General features: G+C 54.8%; 17 protein-coding genes. 11 read left to right on the top strand and 6 right to left on the bottom strand.

Annotation, left to right across the window (positions count from 1 at the left end; all coding sequences use genetic code 11):
* Positions 1 to 88: 88 nt before the first annotated feature.
* The 5 genes from MUN86_RS19170 to MUN86_RS19150 all read right to left on the bottom strand — a co-directional run bounded on the left by MUN86_RS19170 (position 89) and on the right by MUN86_RS19150 (position 6,069).
* A complete protein-coding gene (locus tag MUN86_RS19170; protein WP_245119643.1) occupies positions 89 to 1,069 on the bottom strand; it encodes a transglutaminase family protein in 981 nt (326 codons plus the stop codon).
* Between the two features lie 57 nt (positions 1,070 to 1,126).
* Positions 1,127 to 2,062: an alpha-E domain-containing protein gene (locus MUN86_RS19165; protein WP_245119642.1), complete on the bottom strand. Its 936-nt coding sequence runs from the start codon at positions 2,060 to 2,062 to the stop codon at positions 1,127 to 1,129.
* 66 nt (positions 2,063 to 2,128) lie between these two features.
* Complete coding sequence (locus MUN86_RS19160; protein WP_245119641.1) at positions 2,129 to 3,583, bottom strand: circularly permuted type 2 ATP-grasp protein; 1,455 nt, start codon at positions 3,581 to 3,583, stop codon at positions 2,129 to 2,131.
* Between the two features lie 481 nt (positions 3,584 to 4,064).
* Positions 4,065 to 5,018, bottom strand: coding sequence for a Ppx/GppA phosphatase family protein (locus MUN86_RS19155; protein WP_245119640.1), 954 nt, complete (start codon positions 5,016 to 5,018; stop codon positions 4,065 to 4,067).
* Positions 5,019 to 5,184: 166 nt separating this feature from the next.
* The gene (locus MUN86_RS19150) at positions 5,185 to 6,069 is read right to left on the bottom strand and encodes a class I SAM-dependent methyltransferase (RefSeq protein ID WP_245119639.1); all 885 of its coding nucleotides are present in this window, start codon (positions 6,067 to 6,069) and stop codon (positions 5,185 to 5,187) included.
* A gap of 166 nt (positions 6,070 to 6,235) precedes the next feature.
* On the opposite strand from MUN86_RS19150, the gene MUN86_RS19145 reads away from it, so the two are divergent.
* Together MUN86_RS19145 and dapF are read left to right on the top strand one after the other, a co-directional pair.
* Positions 6,236 to 6,718 (top strand): DinB family protein, encoded by a 483-nt coding sequence (locus MUN86_RS19145; RefSeq protein WP_245119638.1) that lies wholly within the window; start codon positions 6,236 to 6,238, stop codon positions 6,716 to 6,718.
* A gap of 10 nt (positions 6,719 to 6,728) precedes the next feature.
* Positions 6,729 to 7,526: a diaminopimelate epimerase gene (dapF, locus tag MUN86_RS19140; protein WP_245119637.1), complete on the top strand. Its 798-nt coding sequence runs from the start codon at positions 6,729 to 6,731 to the stop codon at positions 7,524 to 7,526.
* A 360-nt stretch (positions 7,527 to 7,886) separates the two neighbouring features.
* Here dapF and MUN86_RS19135 read toward each other — a convergent pair whose 3' ends face one another.
* Positions 7,887 to 8,906 carry an aldo/keto reductase gene (locus MUN86_RS19135; protein ID WP_245119636.1) on the bottom strand — a complete coding sequence of 340 codons (1,020 nt, stop codon included), beginning with the start codon at positions 8,904 to 8,906 and terminating at the stop codon, positions 7,887 to 7,889.
* Between the two features lie 225 nt (positions 8,907 to 9,131).
* On the opposite strand from MUN86_RS19135, the gene MUN86_RS19130 reads away from it, so the two are divergent.
* The 9 genes from MUN86_RS19130 (at position 9,132) to MUN86_RS19090 (ending at position 21,360) form a co-directional block, all read left to right on the top strand.
* Positions 9,132 to 9,653, top strand: a complete 522-nt coding sequence (locus MUN86_RS19130; protein WP_245119635.1) for a GNAT family N-acetyltransferase — start codon at positions 9,132 to 9,134, stop codon at positions 9,651 to 9,653.
* A 303-nt stretch (positions 9,654 to 9,956) separates the two neighbouring features.
* Positions 9,957 to 11,195 carry a glycosyltransferase family 1 protein gene (locus MUN86_RS19125; protein ID WP_245119634.1) on the top strand — a complete coding sequence of 413 codons (1,239 nt, stop codon included), beginning with the start codon at positions 9,957 to 9,959 and terminating at the stop codon, positions 11,193 to 11,195.
* A 43-nt stretch (positions 11,196 to 11,238) separates the two neighbouring features.
* Positions 11,239 to 12,429: a UDP-galactopyranose mutase gene (gene glf / locus MUN86_RS19120; protein ID WP_245119633.1), complete on the top strand. Its 1,191-nt coding sequence runs from the start codon at positions 11,239 to 11,241 to the stop codon at positions 12,427 to 12,429.
* Positions 12,430 to 12,748: 319 nt separating this feature from the next.
* On the top strand, positions 12,749 to 14,062 hold the full coding sequence (locus tag MUN86_RS19115; protein WP_245119632.1) for a family 1 glycosylhydrolase: 1,314 nt from the start codon (positions 12,749 to 12,751) through the stop codon (positions 14,060 to 14,062).
* Positions 14,063 to 14,067: 5 nt separating this feature from the next.
* Entirely contained in the window at positions 14,068 to 15,000 is a 933-nt protein-coding gene (gene rfbD, locus MUN86_RS19110; RefSeq protein ID WP_245119631.1) for a dTDP-4-dehydrorhamnose reductase, read from the top strand.
* 269 nt (positions 15,001 to 15,269) lie between these two features.
* The gene (secA, locus tag MUN86_RS19105; RefSeq protein ID WP_245119630.1) at positions 15,270 to 18,674 is read left to right on the top strand and encodes a preprotein translocase subunit SecA; all 3,405 of its coding nucleotides are present in this window, start codon (positions 15,270 to 15,272) and stop codon (positions 18,672 to 18,674) included.
* A 162-nt stretch (positions 18,675 to 18,836) separates the two neighbouring features.
* Complete coding sequence (deoC, locus tag MUN86_RS19100) at positions 18,837 to 19,505, top strand: deoxyribose-phosphate aldolase (RefSeq protein WP_245119629.1); 669 nt, start codon at positions 18,837 to 18,839, stop codon at positions 19,503 to 19,505.
* Positions 19,483 to 20,046 carry a sporulation protein gene (locus tag MUN86_RS19095; RefSeq protein WP_245119628.1) on the top strand — a complete coding sequence of 188 codons (564 nt, stop codon included), beginning with the start codon at positions 19,483 to 19,485 and terminating at the stop codon, positions 20,044 to 20,046. The genes deoC and MUN86_RS19095 overlap by 23 nt, the downstream gene beginning before the upstream one ends.
* Positions 20,047 to 20,166: 120 nt before the next feature.
* Positions 20,167 to 21,360: a M20 metallopeptidase family protein gene (locus MUN86_RS19090; RefSeq protein WP_245119627.1), complete on the top strand. Its 1,194-nt coding sequence runs from the start codon at positions 20,167 to 20,169 to the stop codon at positions 21,358 to 21,360.
* Positions 21,361 to 21,403: the final 43 nt, after the last annotated feature.

Below are 21,403 nucleotides of genomic sequence, written 5' to 3'. Positions count from 1 at the left end.
GGCTTGAACGGACAGCGGCAAAGTCGAGCCGGTCTTCTATTCAGAGCTCAAACTTACGTCAGTTTCCACAACGGTTGCGGGGGCATGGCTACTGTTGTTGCTGCTGTTGCTGCTGTTCCCAGGTCACGTACTTGCGGTAGGAGTTGATGGGCACAATCGGCTCTTTCACTTCCTGCACGTACACGGGTTCCTCCAACTCAGCAGGTTGCGCTTGCTTGATGGGCTCGCCATTTTCGATGTGCACCGATACCGTGAGTGTATGCGCGCCGGTGCCTTTGTAGGTGCCTTTGATGGGTGTGCAGTCCGAAAAATTGCGCCCGATGGCCATGCGTACGTGCCCGTCGTTGACGATGCAGTTGTTGGTGGGGTCCAGGCCGAGCCAGCCGTAGAATGGTATGTAGGCTTCCACCCAGGCGTGGGTGGCACCTGCCCCACGGACGCCCTCTTCTTTCGGGCACACGTAGCCGCTCACGTAACGCGCCGGAATCCCGATTTGCCGGAGCATGAACAGCAGCATGTGGGCAAAATCTTGGCAAACACCCGCACGCAGCCGCCAGATTTCGTCGGTCGGCGTTTCCACGTTGGTTACGCCCTTCTGGTAGTCGAAATTATCATACACGTATTCCGACAACACCAGCGCATTCTTTAGCGGCTTGTCATTACCATCGACAATGCTGCGGAGGGCATCCTCTATTTCCCCGTGTAGCGCCGACGCCTCCGGGGTCAGGAAATCCATGTAGGCCACGTCGTGCCGCAAGCTGGCCAGGTTGCGCCATTGATCGTCGGCCGACGCCTCGTCCATGGGGAACTGGATGGGCGTGGTTACCACCTCGAGGTTGGAGTCAATAACCAGTTCTGAGTGTGGACTAATCACCGTGAATACGCCCACTTGGTTGCCGAAATAGTCAGTAAAAAACGCCACGTCGGGATTGTACGTGATGGAAACATCGTGGCTTTTCACCGTCAGCCGGTCGTCTTCCAGCGGATAAATCATCAGCTGATTGGCACAGTCAATAACCGGGGCGGCGTAGGCGTAGCGGGTTATGTGCTTGATTTTGTAGAAAGGCATGCGGCAGTCAGAGTTTAGCTAGGTCTGAAAAATGGCGTGTGTCAACTACAGCAAGCCTTAGCTGTTGCCGAAATAGTACTTGTTCAGAGCAGCGGTGACTTCCAGCAGCTCGTTGCGGGTTTGCAGCAGAAACTGGTCGAGCAACGCCTCGTTGCCAGCTTGCAAGCCGCTGTACGTTACGCTGTTCTTGACTTTGCCCACCAAGAAGCGCAATTGCTCGTAGCTAGCCGGCAAACTTTTGTCTTTCAGCCGCTCACAGCCGCGCATCAGTTGGCGAAGGCTATACGACAACGAATGCGGGAAATCCTGGTTGTACACTATCATGTGCAGCACCGATTCCGCGTCCAGAATGCCCTTGTAGGTTTTCGAATACAACTCGTGGCCGTAGAGGGCATAGAGCACGTAGCGCAGTTCTGGCGCCCCCATGGGGTGCTGCTCGGATTGCGAAAACGCGTGCTGGTTGAGCCGGATAATGTCGGTTGTCTGAATGGCGCGTTCCAGGTACTTGCCCATGTTTAGGAACACGTAGCCTTCATCGCGCGGCATCGTGTGCTGCACGGTCCCGGAAAACAGCAGGCCCTGCCGAAGCAATATGTCCAGGCCCGACACAGGGTCCTCTACGGTGGCGTGGCGGGCTACCTCTTCCTGCCGAATGGTATGGTAGTACTCGTTGAGGCTCTGCCACACCTCTTTGGTGATGTGATCTTGCACGGCCCGGGCATTTTCGCGGCCGTGCATGATGTTGTTGTACGCCGATACGGCGTTTGACTTGTCGAACACCAAATGCCCAATAATTTGGGCGGTGTCGCGCACAGTTTCGTTGATTTCCTCGCGGGTAAGGTCGCCGTAGTTGTTTAGCAGCGGCTTCCAGCCTAGGTACCGTTGCTCGTCTTGCGAAGTGATGTAGCTGATGCGAACCACTTGCAGCATGGACTGTGTGCGTTCCATGTAGCGGCCCAGCCAGTAAATAGTGTCAGCAACGCGACTTAGCATAGGTAGAGTTGTGAAATAAGCGTGTGCAGCCCTATAGCGAAGGCTAGGTAATGCGTTTAATGTGTGTTACTGAGTTGGCCCGAGCACCCACGTGTCTTTGCTGCCGCCGCCTTGCGAGGAATTCACCACTAAGGAGCCTTCGCGCAGGGCCACACGTGTAAGGCCACCGGGCACAATGTCGATGCCAGACGGGCCGTAGAGCGCAAACGGCCGCAAGTCGACGCGGCGGGGTTGAAGCACCCCATCGATGTAGCAAGGGGTGGACGAGAGGCTGATGATGGGCTGCGCAATAAAGCTGCGCGGATCAGCGGTAATGGCCGTTTTGAAGGCGTCCATTTCTTCTTCGGTAGCGCTGCTGCCGATCAGCATTCCATAGCCTCCCGACTCGTTGGTGCGTTTGATGACCATGCGCTCCATGTTATCAAACACCAGTTGGCGCTTGTCGGGGTCGTCGAGTTGGTAGGTGGGCACGTTTTTGAGGATGGGTTCCTCGTTGAGGTAATAGCGAATCATATCGGGTACGTAGCAGTACACGGCTTTATCGTCGGCCACGCCGTTGCCCATGGCATTCACAATGGCCACGTTGCCTTTGCGATACGCCCAATACAACCCCGAAACGCCCAACGCGCTATCGGGCCGGAACACCAGCGGGTCGATGTAGTCGTCATCAACGCGGCGGTAAATAACATCGACGCGCGTTAGGCCACGGGTGGTTTTCATGTACACGAAATGGTCATGCACGATTAAGTCGCGGCTTTCCACCAGCCGAATTCCCATCAGGCGGGCCAACGTGCTGTGCTCGAAATACGCCGAGTTGTAGATGCCCGGCGACAGTAGTACCACGGTGGCTTCGCTGGCCTGCCGGTTGCCGAGCGCCAGCAGATTGCGAAACAGCAGATCAGGGTAATCCTTGACGGGCTGCACGTTATTTTTGGGCAGCAGATCGGGGAAGATGCGGTACGTGATGCTGCGGTTTTCCAGCATGTACGACACCCCCGATGGCGTGCGCAGGTTGTCTTCGAGCACGTAAAACTCCCCGTCATGGTCCCGAATCAAGTCGACGCCCGCAATGTGGGTGTAAATGTCGTAGGGCACGTTGACGTTCATCATCTCGCGCAAAAACTGCGGGCACGAGTACACCAGCGCCGCCGGAATGATGCCGTCTTTGATGATGAACTGCTGATGGTAAATGTCCTTGAGGAAAATATTGAGGGCCTTCAGCCGCTGCTTTATGCCCGCCTCAATCCGCACCCATTCTTCGTGGTTGAGGATGCGCGGGATGATGTCGAAGGGGAAAATTTTCTCGATGCCTTCCCCGCTACTATACACCGTAAACGTAACGCCCTGGCTCAGAAACAACTTTTTGGCTAGCTCCACCTTGCGAGTCATTTCCGTGTCTGGCAGGTTCTCAATGGCCGTCACGAAGTTGCGATACTCTGGCCGGATGTTCTCCGTCTGAAACATTTCGTCCCACACGTTGGCCTGTTCGTGGTAGGAGTGAAGAAGCGAAGTGGATTGCATACAGCAGATAAAAGAAGAAAACGACTATTCGCTCATCCGGTAGGCAAAACGAGAAATTGCTACAAGAGCAAAAAGCTCAGCCCTTGTTCCGGAAGGGGTTGATGCAGGAATTAAGTCAATAAAACGCGAAACGCCTCTTATTTTCTGGTAGCAATACGATTTTTAATGTGCTTTAAACTTGACAAAGCCCTCAGAACAAGAGTTAATCTGGCTAACTGACGAGTTTAAAATAACTGCAGATCTATCTAACTGCTAAAGCTGTTCTAACCTCTGGTTCAACTGCATACTTCTGCTTTCAGGGGGACTATTAGTAGCGGAACCTACTTGTTGGGGTAAGTTGATTTGCGCTTTCAAGGACAAGCAGCAAGCGTCTTGCACTTGCTGCAACTTGCTATAATTCTCTTGTTAAAGGCTACGCCTATAAAGAACAAGCTCCCTTTAACTACTAAAGGGAGCTTGTTCTTTATAGGGGTGGCGCTATTTAATTCAACTCCATCATTTCTGCTAGCAAGCCCTCTTTCAACGCGTAGGCAGACGTGCGAATGCGGGTGATGCCGCTGACACCAAGCACAAAATCAAAGAGCACGGACGCCACGACCAGCATATCGGCCCGCATGGGCAAGATGCCGGGTATGGCTTTGCGTTGCTCGTGGTTGCCGTTGAGTAGTTGGCGGTAGCTTTCCTGAAAGCTACTCATGGCCAATTCGGTGCAGGGCGGAAGGTCTGCTTCGTTGCGCAGTTGGCCGATTTGCATGTCGGCTAGGCTGTCGAAGCTGCCGGAAGCGCCTACGATGCCTACTGGCTGGTACTCTTCAATAGCCGCTACCAGCGGCGCCAGTACTACGCTTAAGTGGGCTTGCTCGGCCGCTACTGCCGCCGCCGGCATGACGCCGCTAGCATCCGGAAAAAACTTGTCGAGCAGGCGTTGCGCCCCAATTTCAAAGCTTTGCTTCCAGAAAATAGTGGCTTCATCGGCAATGATAAACTCCACCGAACCGCCTCCAATATCTACGATCAGGTTGCGCTCGTTGCCGAGCGGCACCGCCTGCCGGACGCCTTTCGTGATCAGCTCTGCTTCTCGCTCGCCAGGAATCACCTCCACCCGAATGCCGGTATGCTCGAAAATAGTTTGCACCAGCTCGGGCCCATTGCGGGCCACGCGCATAGCGCTGGTCGCCGTAGCTCGTACGTCTGTAACTTGGTGCAGCTCAATTTCCTCTTGAAACGCATCCATGGTGTGCAAGGCTCGCGCAAAAGCTTCAGGCGTAATTTCTCCTTTGCTGATACCGCCTTGCCCAAGCCGTACGCCTACTTTGGTACGCAACAGCACCAGCGGTTCGGTGCGTCCCTCTTCGGGCAATTCCACAATCAGCAAGTGAAACGTATTGGTGCCCATGTCAATCAGGGCGAGGCGGCGGTGAGGAGGATGCGGCATTCTGTACGTGATAAGCTCAGCGTGAAGTGGATATAGCTCTACTAGTAGCCCAAGGGTAGCAAAAACTGATCAGACACGAACGAGGCGTACGCACGTCCACAATTCTCTCGTGACAAGGTCCTGCGTTGCTCTCCGGATACTAGGTGGATTGTGTAGTAGCCTAACTCTAGGTAGCAAACCGGCAAAATGTGCCGAGCGGCAGCTTGCGCGCGCCCGCATCATGCAGGTAGATTTCGCCAATCTCGCGTTTCTCCCGCATAGTTGGGAAAATCTCGCTCACGAGGTTATCCAGAATCAGGGCCGAGAAGCCGAGAGAGTAGAGGTTGACGAGAAAGAAATGGTCGGTGGGGTCGAGGAGCTCTTTGCAGAGCTTGAGCATCTCGTTTAGCTCGTCTTCGAGTTGCCATTTCTCGCCGTTGGGGCCGCGGCCGTAGGCGGGCGGGTCGAGGATGAGACCCTGGTACTTGCTGCCGCGCTTCACTTCGCGCCGCACGTACTTCATGGCGTCTTCCACCAACCAGCGCACCCCGTCGAGGTTGCTGGCTTCCATGTTGTCGCGGGCCCAAAAGTTTACCTGTTTTACCGAGTCGAGGTGCGTCACGTCGGCGCCGGCGGCGCGGGCCGCTAGCGTGGCAGCGCCAGTGTAGGCAAACAGATTCAGTACGCGTGGCACGGCGGCTTTCCGCTTGCGGGTTTGCTGGTAGATAAACTGCCAGTTGGGGTCTTGCTCCGGAAATAGCCCTACGTGCTTGAACGAAGACATGCCCAACCGAAACCGCAGCTTCAGGCCGTCGGGCCGCTCGTAGCCAATCACCCACTGCTCGGGGGTGCCGGGCTTGATTTTCCACTGGCCGCGCTCTTGGCTGCCTTTTTCGCGGGTGAAGGTGGCGTGGGCGCGTTGCCACTCGCTGGCGGGCAGGTGCGGGTCCCATATGGCCTGTGGCTCAGGACGGGCCAGAATGTGCTGGCCGAAACGCTCCAGCTTTTCGAAGTTGCCCGCGTCGAGCAGTTCGTAGTCCAACCAGGGACTAGTGGTAAGGAAAGTATACATGCAGGGCAAAGGTAATTGTTGGCCGTTGGTTGATGCGTGTCGGCTTGCTTAATAGGCGCTTGTTGAATAGGCTTCCGAGAGAAGGTTTCTCGTTTTTCAAAAAACTAGACTACGCTACATTAAGTAAGCAGTGTCTGAAAACCCTGAACAATCACCGACCGATTCTATGTCTGAACCAGAACGCATTGCCGACCAACTCCGCCGCGCTTTCAATGGCGACGCTTGGTCTGGACCCTCGCTGCAACAAACGTTAGTCGATATTACGGCCGCGCAAGCCGCCGCTTATCCGTGGCCCGGCGTACACACCATTGGCGAGCTAGTGCGGCACCTAACCACCTGGACCGTAACCGTAGCCCAACGGGTGGAAGCCCGCCAACACACGGCCATGACCCGCGACGACTGGCCCTCTTTTCCGGTTGTTGCCGATGAAGCTGCTTGGCTACGCACACGGCAGGAACTCCACGAAGCGCACGAACAGTTAGTGGCTATTACCGAAGCTCTGCCCGCAGCGGAGTTGGATACGGTGATTGGTGATGCGCGCCAGCGCGACGATGGTTCCGGTGTATCCATCTATGTATTACTGCACGGCGTTATTCAGCATTATCTTTACCACGCCGGGCAGATAGCCCTGCTGCGCAAATTCGTCTGATCTACTTCCCGTGACTCTTTCCTTCTTCAAATACCAAGGCACCGGCAATGACTTCGTGATGGTGGACGACCGCGCCCACCACTTCGACGAAACCAACCACGCCCTCGTGCATCACCTCTGCGACCGGCGCCGTGGCATCGGGGCCGATGGCCTTATCCTGCTCCGTCAGCACCCCGACTACGATTTCGAGATGGTGTACTTCAACGCCGATGGGCGTATTGGCTCGATGTGCGGCAACGGCGGCCGCTGCACCGTTGCCTTTGCCAAGCAGCTAGGCGTCATCGAAAGCACCACCCGCTTCTTAGCCGCCGACGGCCCGCACGAGGCGCAGATAGATGCCGATGGCACCGTGCACATGCGCATGCAGGACGTAAGCGGCCATCAGCAAATCGAAGCGCACGACGGCGTATTCCTGAACACTGGTTCGCCGCACCTCGTGCGCTTTATGCCCGCCAGCACGCTCGCCGACCTCAACGTATTTGCAGAAGGCCGCGCTATTCGTTACGGCGAGCTTTTCCGCGAGCATGGCACCAACATCAATTTCGCGGAAGTGCCCGAAACCCCCGACCTGCCGTGGCAAGTACGCACCTACGAGCGTGGCGTCGAAGACGAAACCTTGAGTTGTGGCACCGGCGTTACGGCCGTAGCCTTGGCGGCTTCGCAGCACGGCGCGCAAAGCCCCGTGCGCCTGCTCACCCCCGGCGGCGAGTTGCGCGTCACCTTCGAGGCGCAGCCCAATGGCGCTTTCACCAATATTTTCCTCATCGGACCAGCGCAACGCGTGTTTGAGGGAAAACTAGAGGTATAATCTTTCAGCAACTGCTCTCAACTCAGTCATTCAAAGCCCGTCATGCTGAGCGGAGCCGAAGCATCTCGCGTGCTGACGTTGTAACGCTAACTCAACGATTCGAGCGAGATGCTTCGGCTCTGCTCAGCATGACTGGTATAGTTTGGCAACGTCAGCACGCGAGACGCTTCGACAAGCTCAGCATGACGGGCTGATTAGATTAGATAGGAAATAGGAGAGAACCTTTGAAGAGAAGGCGCCGCATAAGTTGCCAAACGGAAATCGTACTTCCCTAATTTTCCTACCAAAAGCTAGAGCCCAGTGGAAACTACTTGTTTCCACTGGGCTCTAGCTTTTGTGCGCGGTGTTAGTAGGAGGGAGCTATGGCTGCCGGTCGGGGGCCGTGAAGTCTAGCATCCAGCCGGGGTATTCGGGAGCTAGCTTGCTGACTTCATCTAGCTGCTTCAGTTCCTCCGAGGTCAGTTGTACGTCCACGGATTTTAGGTTGTCTTCTAGCTGCTCCATTTTCTTTGCGCCAATAATCACGCTCGTAACTACTGGCTGATGCAGCAGCCAAGCCAGTGCCAATTGGGCAACGGAAACACCTTTAGTTTCGGCGAGGGGGCGGAGCACATCGAGAATGTCGAAGGCTTTGTCCTTGTCTACGGGTGGGAAGTCGAAGTTCAACCGGCGAGCACCTTCTTCGCTTTGTTGGTCGCGGGTGAACTTGCCGCTCAGGAAGCCGCCCGCCAGCGGGCTCCACACCATCAAACCTACTTTTTGGTCGAGCAGCAGCGGTACCAGCTCGCGCTCCAAGTCGCGGCCAGCAACGGTGTAGTACGCTTGCAACGACACGAACTTCTCGATGTGGTTGTAAGTGGAGTAGCTCAGCGCTTTCATCAGTTGCCAAGCAGCCACGTTGCTCGCCCCGATGTATCGCACCTTGCCGCTTCGTACCAAGTCATCGAGGGCACGCAAGGTATCTTCTATGGGGGTTAGCGGATCGTAGCTATGGATTTGATAAAGGTCGATGTAGTCGGTTTTCAACCGCTTCAAGGAGCTTTCCACCTGGTCGAAAATGTGCTTGCGGGTTAGGCCGACTTGGTTGGGCCCTTCGCCCATCTTGCCGCGCACTTTGGTGGCAAGCACTAGCGAATCGCGCGACAAACCCAAATTATGGATGGACTGGCCGGTTAGCTCTTCCGACATGCCTTCCGAATAGACGTTGGCCGTGTCGATGAAGTTGATGCCTGCCTCTACAGCGCGCTTAATTTGCTCGTCTACGGCTTGCTGGTCCAGCGAGCCCATGGCCGCTGCCCACCCTTTGCCGCCGTATGTCATGGTACCCAAGCACAGCTCCGATACCTTCAGGCCAGTATTGCCTAACAGGTTGTATTTCATGGTAACCAGGAAATTGAATGAGAATCTTACGTAAAACACCGAGCAGGCAAGCACATGCAGCGAAGTAAAAGCTTAACCTTATGCCTACATGCCGATGTATGTAGGTACACTACGTAAAAACGCTTACAAAGCCGGTGATTACCTGTATAAGTTTGTGTTGTATTGCGTGTTGCTGCTTTAGCCTCACCAATTGCAACCCTTTCACCTTCACCACTTCACTCCCTCATGCTTCGCGACGACCTTATTTTCCTTCGGGCTCTCGAAGCGGATGACCTTGATTTCCTGTACGCGCTGGAAAATGATTCGTCGTTGTGGCATGTCTCCGACGCTGTGACTCCCATTTCGCGGTACACTTTGCAAAAATATTTAGATAATTCTGCCGCCGATTTTCACGAGGTGCGGCAACTCCGCCTCGTAATTTGTGCAGCAACCGACGGACGGGCGGTAGGTACTATCGACTTGTTTGATTTCGACCCGCGCCACCAACGGGCTGGAGTGGGAATTGCGGTGTTGCAAAATGAACGGAAAAGTGGATTTGCCCGTGCTGCATTAAAACTTCTGGCAATTTATGCCCGCCAAAACCTGTACCTACATCAGCTTTTTTGTACAATCGGAGCCGGCAATATTGCTAGCCAAAGGCTGTTCGAACAAGCGGGATTTCAATTTGTGGGCGTGCGCAAAGACTGGTTGCGCACCGCCGAAGGTTGGCAGAACGTGGTAGAATACCAATGTTTATTGGACATATAGCGGGATAAAAACCACGCGTATTAGCGTTGAGCTTGCCAAGCAATAAAGAGAATTACATATTCTCGTTATTGCCGAGTTCTAGAAACCGTGATAACGCCAAAAATGTAACTTTTAGATGCTAATTCTGGTAATAATTAGCTTGAGTGGTTTTACAGTTGAACTTATCAGCTAAACCAAATCTCCTCATTGCCGTGTATCCTTTTATCGAGGAGTGGCGTATAATCTAAAACCAACCGGGTGGTGACTTTTTAGGCTACTGTGTAGACCCGCTGGTGTAACACTATTTTCACTTACTAACGATCTATGTCGCTGAACGACCCAGCGCAGGTGAACTCCTCTGCCTCTGACCAAAATCTATCCGCTCCTCAAACACCTTCCGGAACGTTTCCGGATTTGGTATGCTTTGCCCATCTTCATTGGGATTTTGTGTGGCAACGCCCACAGCATTTGTTGTCGCGTTTTGCGCAACATGGCCGGGTACTTTACGTGGAAGACCCCTTCGTTCATCCCGACCAAGTAGAACCACATCTTGAAATTAAAGAGCGCCAAAACGGCGTCAAAGTAGTTGTTGCCCATTTGCCCTTTGGCTTGACGTGGCAAGATTCCGACGCCGAGCAAAGCAGACTATTAGCTGAATACTTCGAGAAGGAAAATTTCACGCAGTACATCTTCTGGTATTACACGCCGATGGCGCTCAATAAGTCGCGCAACTTTCGGCCCGTTCTCACCATCTACGACTGCATGGATGAGTTGGCCAGCTTCAAATTTGCGCCCGCAGGCTTACGGGAGCGGGAGCAGGAGTTGTTCAAGAAAGCAGACTTGGTATTCACGGGCGGTTACACCATCTACGAATCCAAGAAGCTACAGCACCACGATGCACACCCTTTCCCAAGCAGCATCGACAAAGACCACTTCGGGTTGGCTCGCCAGCCCATGGACGATCCGGCCGACCAGGCTGGTATTGCCCACCCGCGTATCGGCTTCTTCGGCGTAGTCGATGAGCGCCTCGACATTGAACTGTTGCGTCAGCTCGCCGATGCACACCCCGAATGGCAGTTCGTCATCATCGGGCCCGTTGTGAAGATCAGCCACGACGTGCTGCCCCGTCAGGAGAATATCCACTACTTGGGTGGGAAAGACTACCTGCAATTGCCTTCTTACCTGCACGGGTGGGATGTTGCCACGTTACTATTCGCCGACAACGAAAGCACCAAGTACATTTCCCCCACCAAGACGCCGGAATACTTGGCCGCTGGCCGCCCGGTAGTCAGCACGCCTATCCGCGACGTAGTGCGGCCCTACGGGGATCTTAACCTCGTACAGATTGCTGCCACCGCCGATGAGTTCGGGCGCGCCATCGAGAAAGCCCTTGTTCAGACGCAAGACGCCGATTGGCGCCGTCGTACGGACGAATACTTGGCTACTATCTCTTGGGACCTGACCTGGCAGCAAATGCGGGACCTTATGTTGAACCGCCTCCAAGCCAAAACGGCCGTACTAGCCACCGAAACAACAGATTCGTCGCTGGTTTCAGCTTCCTGATCTTTCTTCTTCTCCCTAATCCTTTCCAAAACACTCTTAGCTTATGTTCGATTATCTAATAGTAGGGGCCGGGTTTGCCGGCAGTGTGCTGGCCGAGCGCCTAGCTACCCGTTCGAATAAGAAAGTTCTCGTTGTAGATAAGCGCAACCATATTGCCGGCAATGCTTATGATCATTACAACGAAGAAGGCATCCTAGTCCACAAATACGGACCGCATATCTTCCACACCAACTCGAAAGACGTATTCGAGTACCTCTCCAACTTCACTGATTGGCGCCCGTATGAGCACCGCGTATTGGCTTCCGTTGACGGACAGCTCGTGCCGATGCCCATCAACCTCGATACCATCAACAAACTCTATGGCCTCTCGCTCAATAGCTTCGAGGTAGAGCAGTTCCTAGAGTCGTTGGCCGAGGAAGTTCCCGTTATCAAAACGTCGGAAGACGTAGTAGTTAGTAAAGTAGGCCGCGAGTTATACGAGAAATTTTTCCGCAACTATACCCGCAAGCAGTGGGGCCTCGATCCTTCGGAGCTCGATAAGTCGGTAACATCGCGCGTGCCTACCCGCACTAACCGCGACAGCCGTTACTTCACCGATACCTACCAGGCCATGCCGTTGCACGGCTACACCCGCATGTTCGAGAAGATGTTGGATCACCCCAACATTAAGGTGATGCTCAACACCGACTACCACGACATCATCGACTTCATTCCGTTCAAGGAAATGATTTTCACGGGTCCAGTAGACGAGTATTTCGACTTCAAGTATGGCAAGCTGCCGTACCGTTCGTTGGAGTTCAAGCACGAAACCCTCAACCAGGAGAACTACCTGGAGGCGCCCGTGGTCAACTACCCCAACGACAACCTCTACACCCGTATCACGGAGTTCAAGGCCCTCACCGGCCAGAAGCACCCCAAAACGGCTATCGTGTACGAGTATCCGAAAGCCGAGGGCGACCCGTACTATCCAGTACCACAGCCCGAAAACGCGGAGTTGTACAACCAGTACAAGAAGCTGGCCGACAATACGCCAAACGTTCACTTTGTGGGCCGCTTGGCTACCTACCGCTACTACAACATGGACCAGGTGGTAGCCCAAGCCCTGACGCTTTACAAAAAGCTAACCGAGAAGAGCGAGGAAGCTGTGAAAGCTGCTGCCAAGCCTGCCATTACCGGTTCCGCTTCCATCATCGATAAGCTCGTACCGCGCGATCCGGCCAAAGGCAAGCCGTAAGCTAAAGTGGTCCGTAGCGCAGTCATAAGCATCCATCCTGCTTGCGGCTTCGCACTCCGACCATCTCACCAGAAGTCCTGCGAGGCGTTCTTCCAGCTTCTCGTAGGGCCATCCGGCCACGATAAAAACTTGTTATGAAGCTGACGATTATAGTCGCTCAGTGAGAACTGTCATCTACTCTCGGGACGAGGCCCTGTGCGGTCTTATATCCCGAGAATAGATGACAGGCTTGTTTTAGGACCGGGCAACCTCGTCACTTTATGGCTAAACAAAGCCGATTGTAAGTTGCCTAGCCTACTTCCTTTCCAAAGCCCAAACTATGCCTGACAAGAATGTTGAAATGTGGGGCGGCGTAGAATGTACCATTCGTCGCATTGGCGAAGGCTACACCGATCAGCTCGAAAGCAGCGGGCATCGGTATCGGGTCGAAGACCTCGACTTGTTCGCCGACCTTGGCATCAAGAAACTACGCTACCCAGTGCTGTGGGAGCAAGTTGCTCCTAATAGCCTCGACGAACCCGATTGGTCCTGGACCGATGAGCGCCTGAATCGCCTACGCGAGCTTGGCATCGACCCTATCGTTACGCTGTTGCACCACGGCAGTGGCCCGCATTATACGGCGCTGCATCGGGAGAACTTCGTGCCGGGGCTGGCCCGCTTCGCCGAAATGGTAGCCGAGCGCTATCCTTGGATCAACCATTATACGCCAGTAAACGAGCCCCTCACGACGGCTCGCTTCAGCGGCCTCTACGGCATCTGGTATCCGCATGGCATCGACGATCAGACGTTTGTGCGCATCCAACTCAACCACATCAAAGGCACGAAAGCGGCCATGCAAGCGGTGCGGAAAATCAACCCGCAAGCGCAGTTGGTGCAAACCGAAGACCTCGGCAAAACGCAGTGCACCCCGGCGCTGGAATACCAAGCCGAGTACGAGAACAACCGCCGCTGGCTAACCTTTGATTTGCTGTGTGGCCGCATCGACCAGGACCACCCGATGTGGGACTACCTGCGAACCAATTGTGCCACCGAAAGTGAGTTGATGGAGCTGGTTTCGGACCCCTGCCCACCCGATGTGCTGGGCATCAACTATTACATTACCAGTGAGCGGTTTCTCGATGAGAACCACGAGGCCTACCAAGGCCACCACCGGGTCTCCTGCAACGAACGACCCGACTATGCCGATGTGGAAGCCGTGCGGGTACGCCTAGTGGAACTAACCGGCCAATACCGGTTACTCATGGAAGCGTGGGAGCGGTACAACCTGCCGCTAGCGGTAACCGAAGTTCATATTGATTGCACCCGCGAAGAGCAAATGCGGTGGGTACAGCAAGCTTGGAATACGGCCAATCAACTCAAAGCAGAAGGAGTTGATATGCGGGCCATTACCATCTGGTCGTTGCTTGGCGCTTACGACTGGAATTCGTTGCTAACCCGACCGGGTACCTTCTACGAAAGCGGCGTTTTTGATATGTCAGGCGGTACGCCACGGCCAACAGCGCTGTTCAAAATGATTCGCAGCCTCTCGCGCGACGGGCATTATGAACATCCTCTGTTACAGTCTAAAGGTTGGTGGGAAAGGGAAGAACGTTTCCATTACCACCACCATTGTCCTACCCACCAGACCACCTAAATACGATGCAAATATTACCTTCCAATGAATTGTCGGCCAATCTATTGCAGCCGACTATTCAGCCGCTGTTAATTACGGGCGCCACGGGTACGTTAGGCAGAGCCTTCCAACGCATATGCGCCACCCGAGGCATCGAAACGGTGATTCTCAACCGCTCCGAGCTTGATATTACAGATGTGCTTTCCGTGGAAAAAGCCATTGCAAAGCACAACCCTTGGGCCGTGGTAAACACTGCCGGCTACGTGCGGGTTGATGAAGCTGAAAAGGATTTCGAGCGGTGCTACCGTGAAAATGCCATCGGTCCCACCATTCTGGCTACGGCCTGCGCTGCGCGCGGCATTCAGTTGCTCACGTTCTCTTCCGACTTGGTATTCGACGGCAACAAGTCGTCGGCGTACGTGGAAAGCGACCAGCCCCGGCCGCTAAACGTGTATGGCAACAGCAAGCGCCTCGCCGAGCGCGACGTACTAATGCAGCAGCCTAACGCTTTAGTAGTTCGCACGAGTGCCTTCTTCAGCCCCTGGGACGAGCACAACTTTGTGTATGCTGCGTTGCGAGCCGGGCAGCACAAGCAAGCCTTCCAAGCCGCCGACGACGTGCTCATATCGCCCACCTTCGTGCCTGACCTTGTTAATGTGTCGCTGAACCTGCTCATCGACGAGGAGAAAGGCGTGTGGCATTTGGCCAACCAAGGTGCTTACACCTGGGCCGAGCTCGCCCGCCTAGCCGCCGACATGGCCGGAATGGACCAATCGTTCGTTATGCCTTGCTCGATGCAGGCCTTTGGCCTCCCCGCCACTCGTCCTTCGTATAGTGTATTAGGTAGCCGCCAAGGCAATTTGCTGCCTTCGGCTGAAGATCGGCTGCACCAGTGCGTGATGGAAATGATGCATAAGATGAGGGAAGAACCCGAGGAAAGCATTGCGCTAGCATCGTAGTTTTCCTGTAGCATCTTGCCCGCTAGCAATGCCGAGTTGCATCGTTGGATGCTTCTGATGGCAAACCAAAGCCGCGTAATCCGGCCCTAAAGCCCACAACCAAAACCTGACAACATTTCTTTTATAGAAACCCCGCACCCTTTTTGAGGTAGCGGGGTTTTGTCGTTTTGGGGGTCGAGGCGACGCATATGCGGTGTTGCTCCGGGAGTTTCCCGAAAAACGCCGTAAATTTGAGGTACGCCCTCGCGTTTCAGCTTAAATAGACTAGCATGTTTGATTTTTTAGGGAAAACCGTCGCCAAAATTTTCGGTACCAAATCGGACCGAGATTTGAAGGAGATTATCCCCTACGTGGCGCTTATAAATGCCGAATATGCCAAACTGGCACAACTATCTGACGACCAACTGCGCGAGCGTACCAACGAGGTGCGTGCCCGCATCGACGAGCGTTTGAAAGGCATCGACGACCAGATAGCCGCTTTGCACGCCCGCGTCAACGAGGATACTACGCTGGATATTGGACAGAAAGAGCAGGTGTTCGACCAGATTGATGAGCTGGAAAAGCAGCGCAACAAAGATCTGGAAGTGGTGCTCATGGAAGTGCTGCCCGACGCTTTTGCTATCGTAAAAGAAACTGCGCGCCGCTACAAAGAAAACGGCCAGTTGGTGGTAACTGCCACCGACTACGACCGGGAGTACGCATCGCGTAAGAAGAACGTCACCATTCAGGGCGACCAAGCTATTTGGGCCAACAAGTGGATTGCCGGCGGTGCCGAAATCACGTGGGACATGGTTCATTACGACGTGCAGCTGATTGGCGGTGTAGTACTGCACCAAGGCAAGATTGCTGAAATGGCCACTGGGGAAGGCAAAACGCTGGTTTCGACCTTGCCGGCTTTCCTCAACGCCCTGTCCAAGCGCGGGGTGCACCTAGTAACCGTCAACGACTATCTGGCCAAGCGTGACTCGGAGTGGAATGCACCATTGTTTGAGTTCCACGGCATCACTGTGGACTGCATCGACAAGCACCAGCCGAACACCGATGCCCGCCGCAAGGCCTACGCCGCCGACATCACCTACGGCACCAACAACGAATTCGGCTTCGACTACCTGCGCGACAACATGGCGCGCGACCCGCAGGAACTGGTGCAGCGTAAGCACCACTTCGCCATGGTCGATGAGGTGGACTCGGTACTCATTGATGATGCCCGGACGCCGCTTATCATCTCCGGTCCCGTGCCACGCGGGGATGTGCACGAGTTCTATCAGCTCAAGCCCCGCATTCAGATGCTGGTGGACGCGCAGAAGAAACTGGTGCAGCAGTACTTGGTGGAAGCTCGCAAGGGCTTGAAAGAAGGAAAAGAAGGCACCAAGGAAGGCGAGCCAGGCTTGGCCTTGTTCCGCGCTTATCGTGGCCTGCCCAAGAGCAAGCCGCTGATTAAATTCTTGTCGGAAACCGGGGTGCGGGCTGTGCTGCAAAAGGTGGAGAATTTCTACCTGCAAGACAACGCGCGCCAGATGCCGCAGGCCGATATGCCGCTGTACTTCACCATCGACGAGAAGCACAACCAGATCGAGCTAACCGAAAAAGGTATCGACCTAATTACGGCGCAGGGTGAAGATCCGCACCTGTTCATCATGCCCGATATCGGGTCGGAAATTGCGGCGCTCGAAAACAACAAGAGCCTCACCAATGAAGACCGGCTGCACCAGAAAGAGCAGCTCATGCAGGACTACCAGGAGAAGAGCGAGCGGGTGCACACCGTGAACCAGCTGCTGAAAGCTTACACCTTGTTCGAGCGCGACGACCAGTATATCCTGACCGACGACGGCAAGGTGAAGATTGTAGACGAGCAGACCGGCCGCGTAATGGAAGGTCGCCGCTACTCCGACGGCTTGCACCAAGCCATTGAGGCCAAGGAAAACGTGCGCGTAGAAGACGCCACGCAGACCTACGCCACCGTGACCTTGCAGAACTACTTCCGCATGTACCACAAGTTGGGCGGCATGACGGGTACGGCTGAAACCGAAGCCGGAGAGTTCTGGAGCATCTACAAGCTCGATGTAGTGGTGATACCCACCAACCGCGGCATCCAGCGCCACGACGAGCACGACAAGGTGTACAAGACCGTGCGCGAGAAGTACAATGCCGTAGCCGAGGAAATTCAGGAGCTGGTGAAAGCCAACCGCCCCGTGCTGGTAGGTACCACCTCCGTAGAAATTTCCGAGTTAGTTAGCCGCATGCTGAAGTTGCGCGGTATACCGCACCAAGTGCTGAACGCCAAGCAGAACCAGCGCGAAGCCGAAATTGTAGCCGCCGCTGGTCATCCAGGTACCGTAACCATAGCCACCAACATGGCCGGCCGTGGTACCGACATCAAGCTGCGCGGCATTGCCAAGGAATCGGGCGGATTAGCCATCATCGGCACTGAGCGCCACGAATCGCGCCGCGTCGACCGGCAGTTGCGTGGTCGTGCCGGCCGTCAGGGCGACCCAGGTTCTTCGCAGTTCTTTGTGAGCTTGGAAGACAACCTGATGCGCCTGTTCGGCTCCGACCGGATTGCCAAACTCATGGACCGCATGGGTCTGGAGGAAGGCGAGGTAATTCAGCACTCCATGATTACGTCGAGCATCGAGCGGGCGCAGAAGAAAGTTGAGGAAAATAACTTCGGCCAGCGCAAGCGCCTACTCGAGTACGACGACGTAATGAACGCGCAGCGGGAAGTGGTCTACAAGCGCCGTCGCAACGCGCTGTTTGGTGAGCGTCTGGAGCTGGACATCTGGAACATGATTTACGATGTCGCCGAAGACGTAGTAAGCACGCACAAGATTTCCGGCGACTACGAAGATTTCAAGCTAGCTATCCTGCGCATCTATGGCTACGACACCTACATCACCGAGCAGGAGATGAAAGGCCTAGCCGTTGGTCCGCTCACGCAGAAGCTCTACGACGAGGCGCTCGGCTATTATCACAGCAAAAACGACCACATTGCTAGCAACGCTATGCCGCTGGTCAACGATCTGCTGGCGCAGAACGCGCCGTTCGAGAACGTAGCTGTGCCATTCACCGATGGCCGTAAGCAAGTATCAGCGGTAGCCAACCTGCGCCGTGCCCAAGCCACGCAGGGCCACGAAATCATTCGGAGCATGGAGAAAGCCGTGGTGTTGTCAACCATCGACACCGCTTGGACCCAACACTTGCGCCAGATGGATGACCTCAAGCAGGTGGTGCAAAACGCCGTGTACGAACAGAAGGACCCGCTGTTGGTGTACAAGTTCGAGAGCTTCGAACTGTTCAAAGGCATGATCGGCAAAGTGAACGAGGAGACGCTCGCTTTCCTGTTCCGCGCCGACGTACCGGTGCAAGCCGGCGCCGAAGGTACCAATGACTCCGAATTCTATATCGAAGACGAATTGCCCACTCCGGCTCCAATGCCCAAGCTGAAGGCCGAGAAAGAAGTGTCGTCGGTGTCGTTGGGCGCAGGTCCTGAGGATATCGACCACGAGGCGGCCGTTGCCGAAAAGCAGCAGCCAGCGCGGGCACAGAAAATTGCCAATCGCAACGAGAAAGTGAGCGTGCAGTACATGGACGGCCGAATTCTGCGGGATGTGAAATTCAAAACTGTAGAAGAGGACTTGCTCAACAATCGGTGCGTGATAGTTGATGTAGCCTAAGAAATTCGGCTAAATAATTGCTTGAGGCGGGAGCCGGCGAAAATCGCTGGCTCCCGCTTTGTGTTATAAACAGTCTATTGAGTTACTATAGTACGTACATAGTTCACTTGCCGCTTCCCAAAACCCATAGCTAAATTCCTCGTTGACATTACCTTTAGTGATATGAATCTTGCGCCCCACATCGACCACACGCTGCTTCGCCCCGATGCCACCCCCGAGCAAATCAGCCAACTTTGCGCTGAAGCTGAGGAATACCATTTTGCCAGCGTGTGTGTACCGCCGTGCTACGTACGACAAGCCGCCGAGCAATTGCGCAATTCTGGCGTAGCGGTTTGCACGGTCGTAGGGTTCCCGCTTGGCTATCAGTTAGCAAAAGTGAAATTCTTTGAAGCGCATCAAGCTCTTACTGAAGGCGCTACCGAGTTGGATATGGTTATCAACATTAGCGCGTTGAAAGCTGGCCATTTAGAAGAGGTTGAAGAAGAAATTGGGCAGCTAGCTGAATTGTGTCATTTGCGCGGGGCCTTGCTGAAAGTAATTATTGAAACAGCCCTGCTTAGCGAAGACGAGATTGTGCTGGCCTGCGAACTGTGTGAAGAAGCGGGTGCCGATTTTGTAAAAACTTCCACCGGATTTGCTAGCCGTGGTGCCTCGGTAGAGGACGTAATGCTGATGCGCCAGTCGTTGCCAGGCAATATTCGTATCAAGGCTGCTGGCGGCATTCGGACTCGCACTGCCGCTCTGGCCCTGGTGGCCGCTGGCGCCGACCGGATTGGCTCGTCTAATAGCCTCGTTTTGCTTCACGAAGATGATACTACCATTACTGCGTAACGTGTTGTTGCTCTCCACTTTGTTTGCACTCGGTGCCTGTGCTACTACGGCTCCGGCAGCTACCGGCACCAAAACTCCCGCCGATACTACTAAGTCCCGCACTGCGCAAACGCAAACCGGCCAAGCAGCGCCAGCCGAAGACTTAAGCCGGTACCGCCCTACTTTCTCGGCCCCGAAAGAGTCTATTGCTCCAGCTCCCAAACCTGTGGTGGCGCCTACAAATCACGTAAACGCACAAATCGAACAGCGCTTGCGCGACCAAGCCTTCACCAATCAAAATGTGAAGTATGCCCAAGGCTACCGCATTCTGGCTTACGTTGGTTTGGAGCGTGAAAAGGCCATGGCCGTGCGCCGCGCCATCATCAGCCGCTACCCCGACGAAACCGATTACCTCACGTTCAAGCAGCCTGTATTCCGCCTGCACGTCGGCGACTATCTGACGCGCTTGGAAGCCGAGCAGGCCATGATGCGCATTCGTCCGCTGGCACCTAAAGCTGAACTCGAATCGGTGCAGGTACTCCTGAATAAGACAGCCAACTAAGGCAACAGTATTGTTCAACGAGCGAACAGTTGGTATAGGCTGTTGATGCCGGTCGGGTTAGAGTATCTTGCGGCATCATTCAACAACGCGCCAACCTAAAGTTGGTGTTACGGTCTGTCTATGCAACACCTGCTTTCTCGTATCAAAGCCCTGGCAACTGAAACCGCCGCCGACACAGTAGCCTTGCGCCAGCACTTGCACGCCAATCCGGAGCTTTCGTTTAAAGAGTTCAATACAATGGCATTCGTGACGGCAGAGCTAACCAAAATGGGACTCTCCCCGCAGCCGATTGCCAATACTGGCGTTGTCGCGCTTATCGAAGGACGCAACCCAAGTTTCCGCACGGTAGCGTTGCGTGCTGATATGGATGCTCTGCCTATTACGGAGCAAAACGAGGTGCCCTACAAATCCACGAATCCCGGCGTGATGCACGCTTGTGGCCACGACGTACACACGTCGTCGTTGCTCGGTACAGCTCGCATCCTGACGCAACTGCGCGACGAATTTGAGGGTACCGTGAAGCTGATGTTTCAGCCTGGCGAGGAACTACTGCCAGGTGGCGCTTCGCTGATGATCAAAGAAGGCGTGCTGGAAAATCCTAAACCTAGCAGCGTGCTAGGTCAGCACGTTTTCCCGATGCTGCCTGCGGGACAAATCGGCATCCGGCCGGGCCGGTATATGGCCAGCACCGACGAGCTATACCTAACCGTGCGCGGCAAAGGAGGTCACGGCGCCATGCCTGAAATGAACCTCGACCCCGTACTGGTAGCGGCGCATATTATTGTGGCCGCTCAACAGATTGTAAGCCGTCGGGCCAGCCCCAAAATGCCCTCTGTACTTTCGTTCGGCAAAGTCATTGCCAATGGCGCCACCAACGTTATTCCCAACGAAGTATACATTGAGGGCACCTTCCGTACGCTGAACGAAGAATGGCGCAACGAAGCCCACGAGCATTTGCGTCGTTTGTGCGAAGGACTGGCCGAATCGATGGGCGCTACGTGCGAGCTGGAAATCCGGCGGGGCTACCCGTATCTGGAAAACGAGCCGCAACTAACTGCCCGTGTCCGCGCGGCCGCCGAACAATACTTGGGTCCCGAAAACGTCATCGAACTCGACCAGTGGCTAGCCGCCGAAGATTTCGCGTACTTCTCACAAGCTGCTGATGCCTGCTTCTACCGGCTTGGCACTCGCGCCGCTGATGGCCGCTTCTCTTCTTCCGTACACACCCCCACCTTCGACATAGAGCCCACAGCGTTGGAAACAGGACCTGGCCTGATGGCTTGGCTCACGTTGCAAGAACTGTCCAACCGATAAGAATAGCTGCGATTTAGTTTTTTCTGACGTCAGATGACTGTGC

Origin of the sequence: Hymenobacter volaticus, assembly GCF_022921055.1 — a bacterium.
Taxonomy (GTDB): domain Bacteria; phylum Bacteroidota; class Bacteroidia; order Cytophagales; family Hymenobacteraceae; genus Hymenobacter; species Hymenobacter volaticus.
Note: the sequence above shows the minus strand (reverse complement) of the source record. Positions and strands in the feature narration are given on the sequence as shown.

Bases quoted from the DNA above. Each gene is read 5' to 3' on its own strand.
- MUN86_RS19095 (WP_245119628.1), top strand. From the start codon at position 19,483: ATGATACTACCATTACTGCGTAACGTGTTGTTGCTCTCCACTTTGTTT.
- MUN86_RS19130 (WP_245119635.1), top strand. From the start codon at position 9,132: ATGCTTCGCGACGACCTTATTTTCCTTCGGGCTCTCGAAGCGGATGAC.
- MUN86_RS19155 (WP_245119640.1), bottom strand. From the start codon at position 5,018: ATGCCGCATCCTCCTCACCGCCGCCTCGCCCTGATTGACATGGGCACC.
- deoC (WP_245119629.1), top strand. From the start codon at position 18,837: ATGAATCTTGCGCCCCACATCGACCACACGCTGCTTCGCCCCGATGCC.
- MUN86_RS19115 (WP_245119632.1), top strand. From the start codon at position 12,749: ATGCCTGACAAGAATGTTGAAATGTGGGGCGGCGTAGAATGTACCATT.
- MUN86_RS19090 (WP_245119627.1), top strand. From the start codon at position 20,167: ATGCAACACCTGCTTTCTCGTATCAAAGCCCTGGCAACTGAAACCGCC.
- MUN86_RS19125 (WP_245119634.1), top strand. From the start codon at position 9,957: ATGTCGCTGAACGACCCAGCGCAGGTGAACTCCTCTGCCTCTGACCAA.
- MUN86_RS19135 (WP_245119636.1), bottom strand. From the start codon at position 8,906: ATGAAATACAACCTGTTAGGCAATACTGGCCTGAAGGTATCGGAGCTG.
- MUN86_RS19165 (WP_245119642.1), bottom strand. From the start codon at position 2,062: ATGCTAAGTCGCGTTGCTGACACTATTTACTGGCTGGGCCGCTACATG.
- glf (WP_245119633.1), top strand. From the start codon at position 11,239: ATGTTCGATTATCTAATAGTAGGGGCCGGGTTTGCCGGCAGTGTGCTG.
- MUN86_RS19150 (WP_245119639.1), bottom strand. From the start codon at position 6,069: ATGTATACTTTCCTTACCACTAGTCCCTGGTTGGACTACGAACTGCTC.
- MUN86_RS19145 (WP_245119638.1), top strand. From the start codon at position 6,236: ATGTCTGAACCAGAACGCATTGCCGACCAACTCCGCCGCGCTTTCAAT.
- secA (WP_245119630.1), top strand. From the start codon at position 15,270: ATGTTTGATTTTTTAGGGAAAACCGTCGCCAAAATTTTCGGTACCAAA.
- MUN86_RS19170 (WP_245119643.1), bottom strand. From the start codon at position 1,069: ATGCCTTTCTACAAAATCAAGCACATAACCCGCTACGCCTACGCCGCC.
- MUN86_RS19160 (WP_245119641.1), bottom strand. From the start codon at position 3,583: ATGCAATCCACTTCGCTTCTTCACTCCTACCACGAACAGGCCAACGTG.
- rfbD (WP_245119631.1), top strand. From the start codon at position 14,068: ATGCAAATATTACCTTCCAATGAATTGTCGGCCAATCTATTGCAGCCG.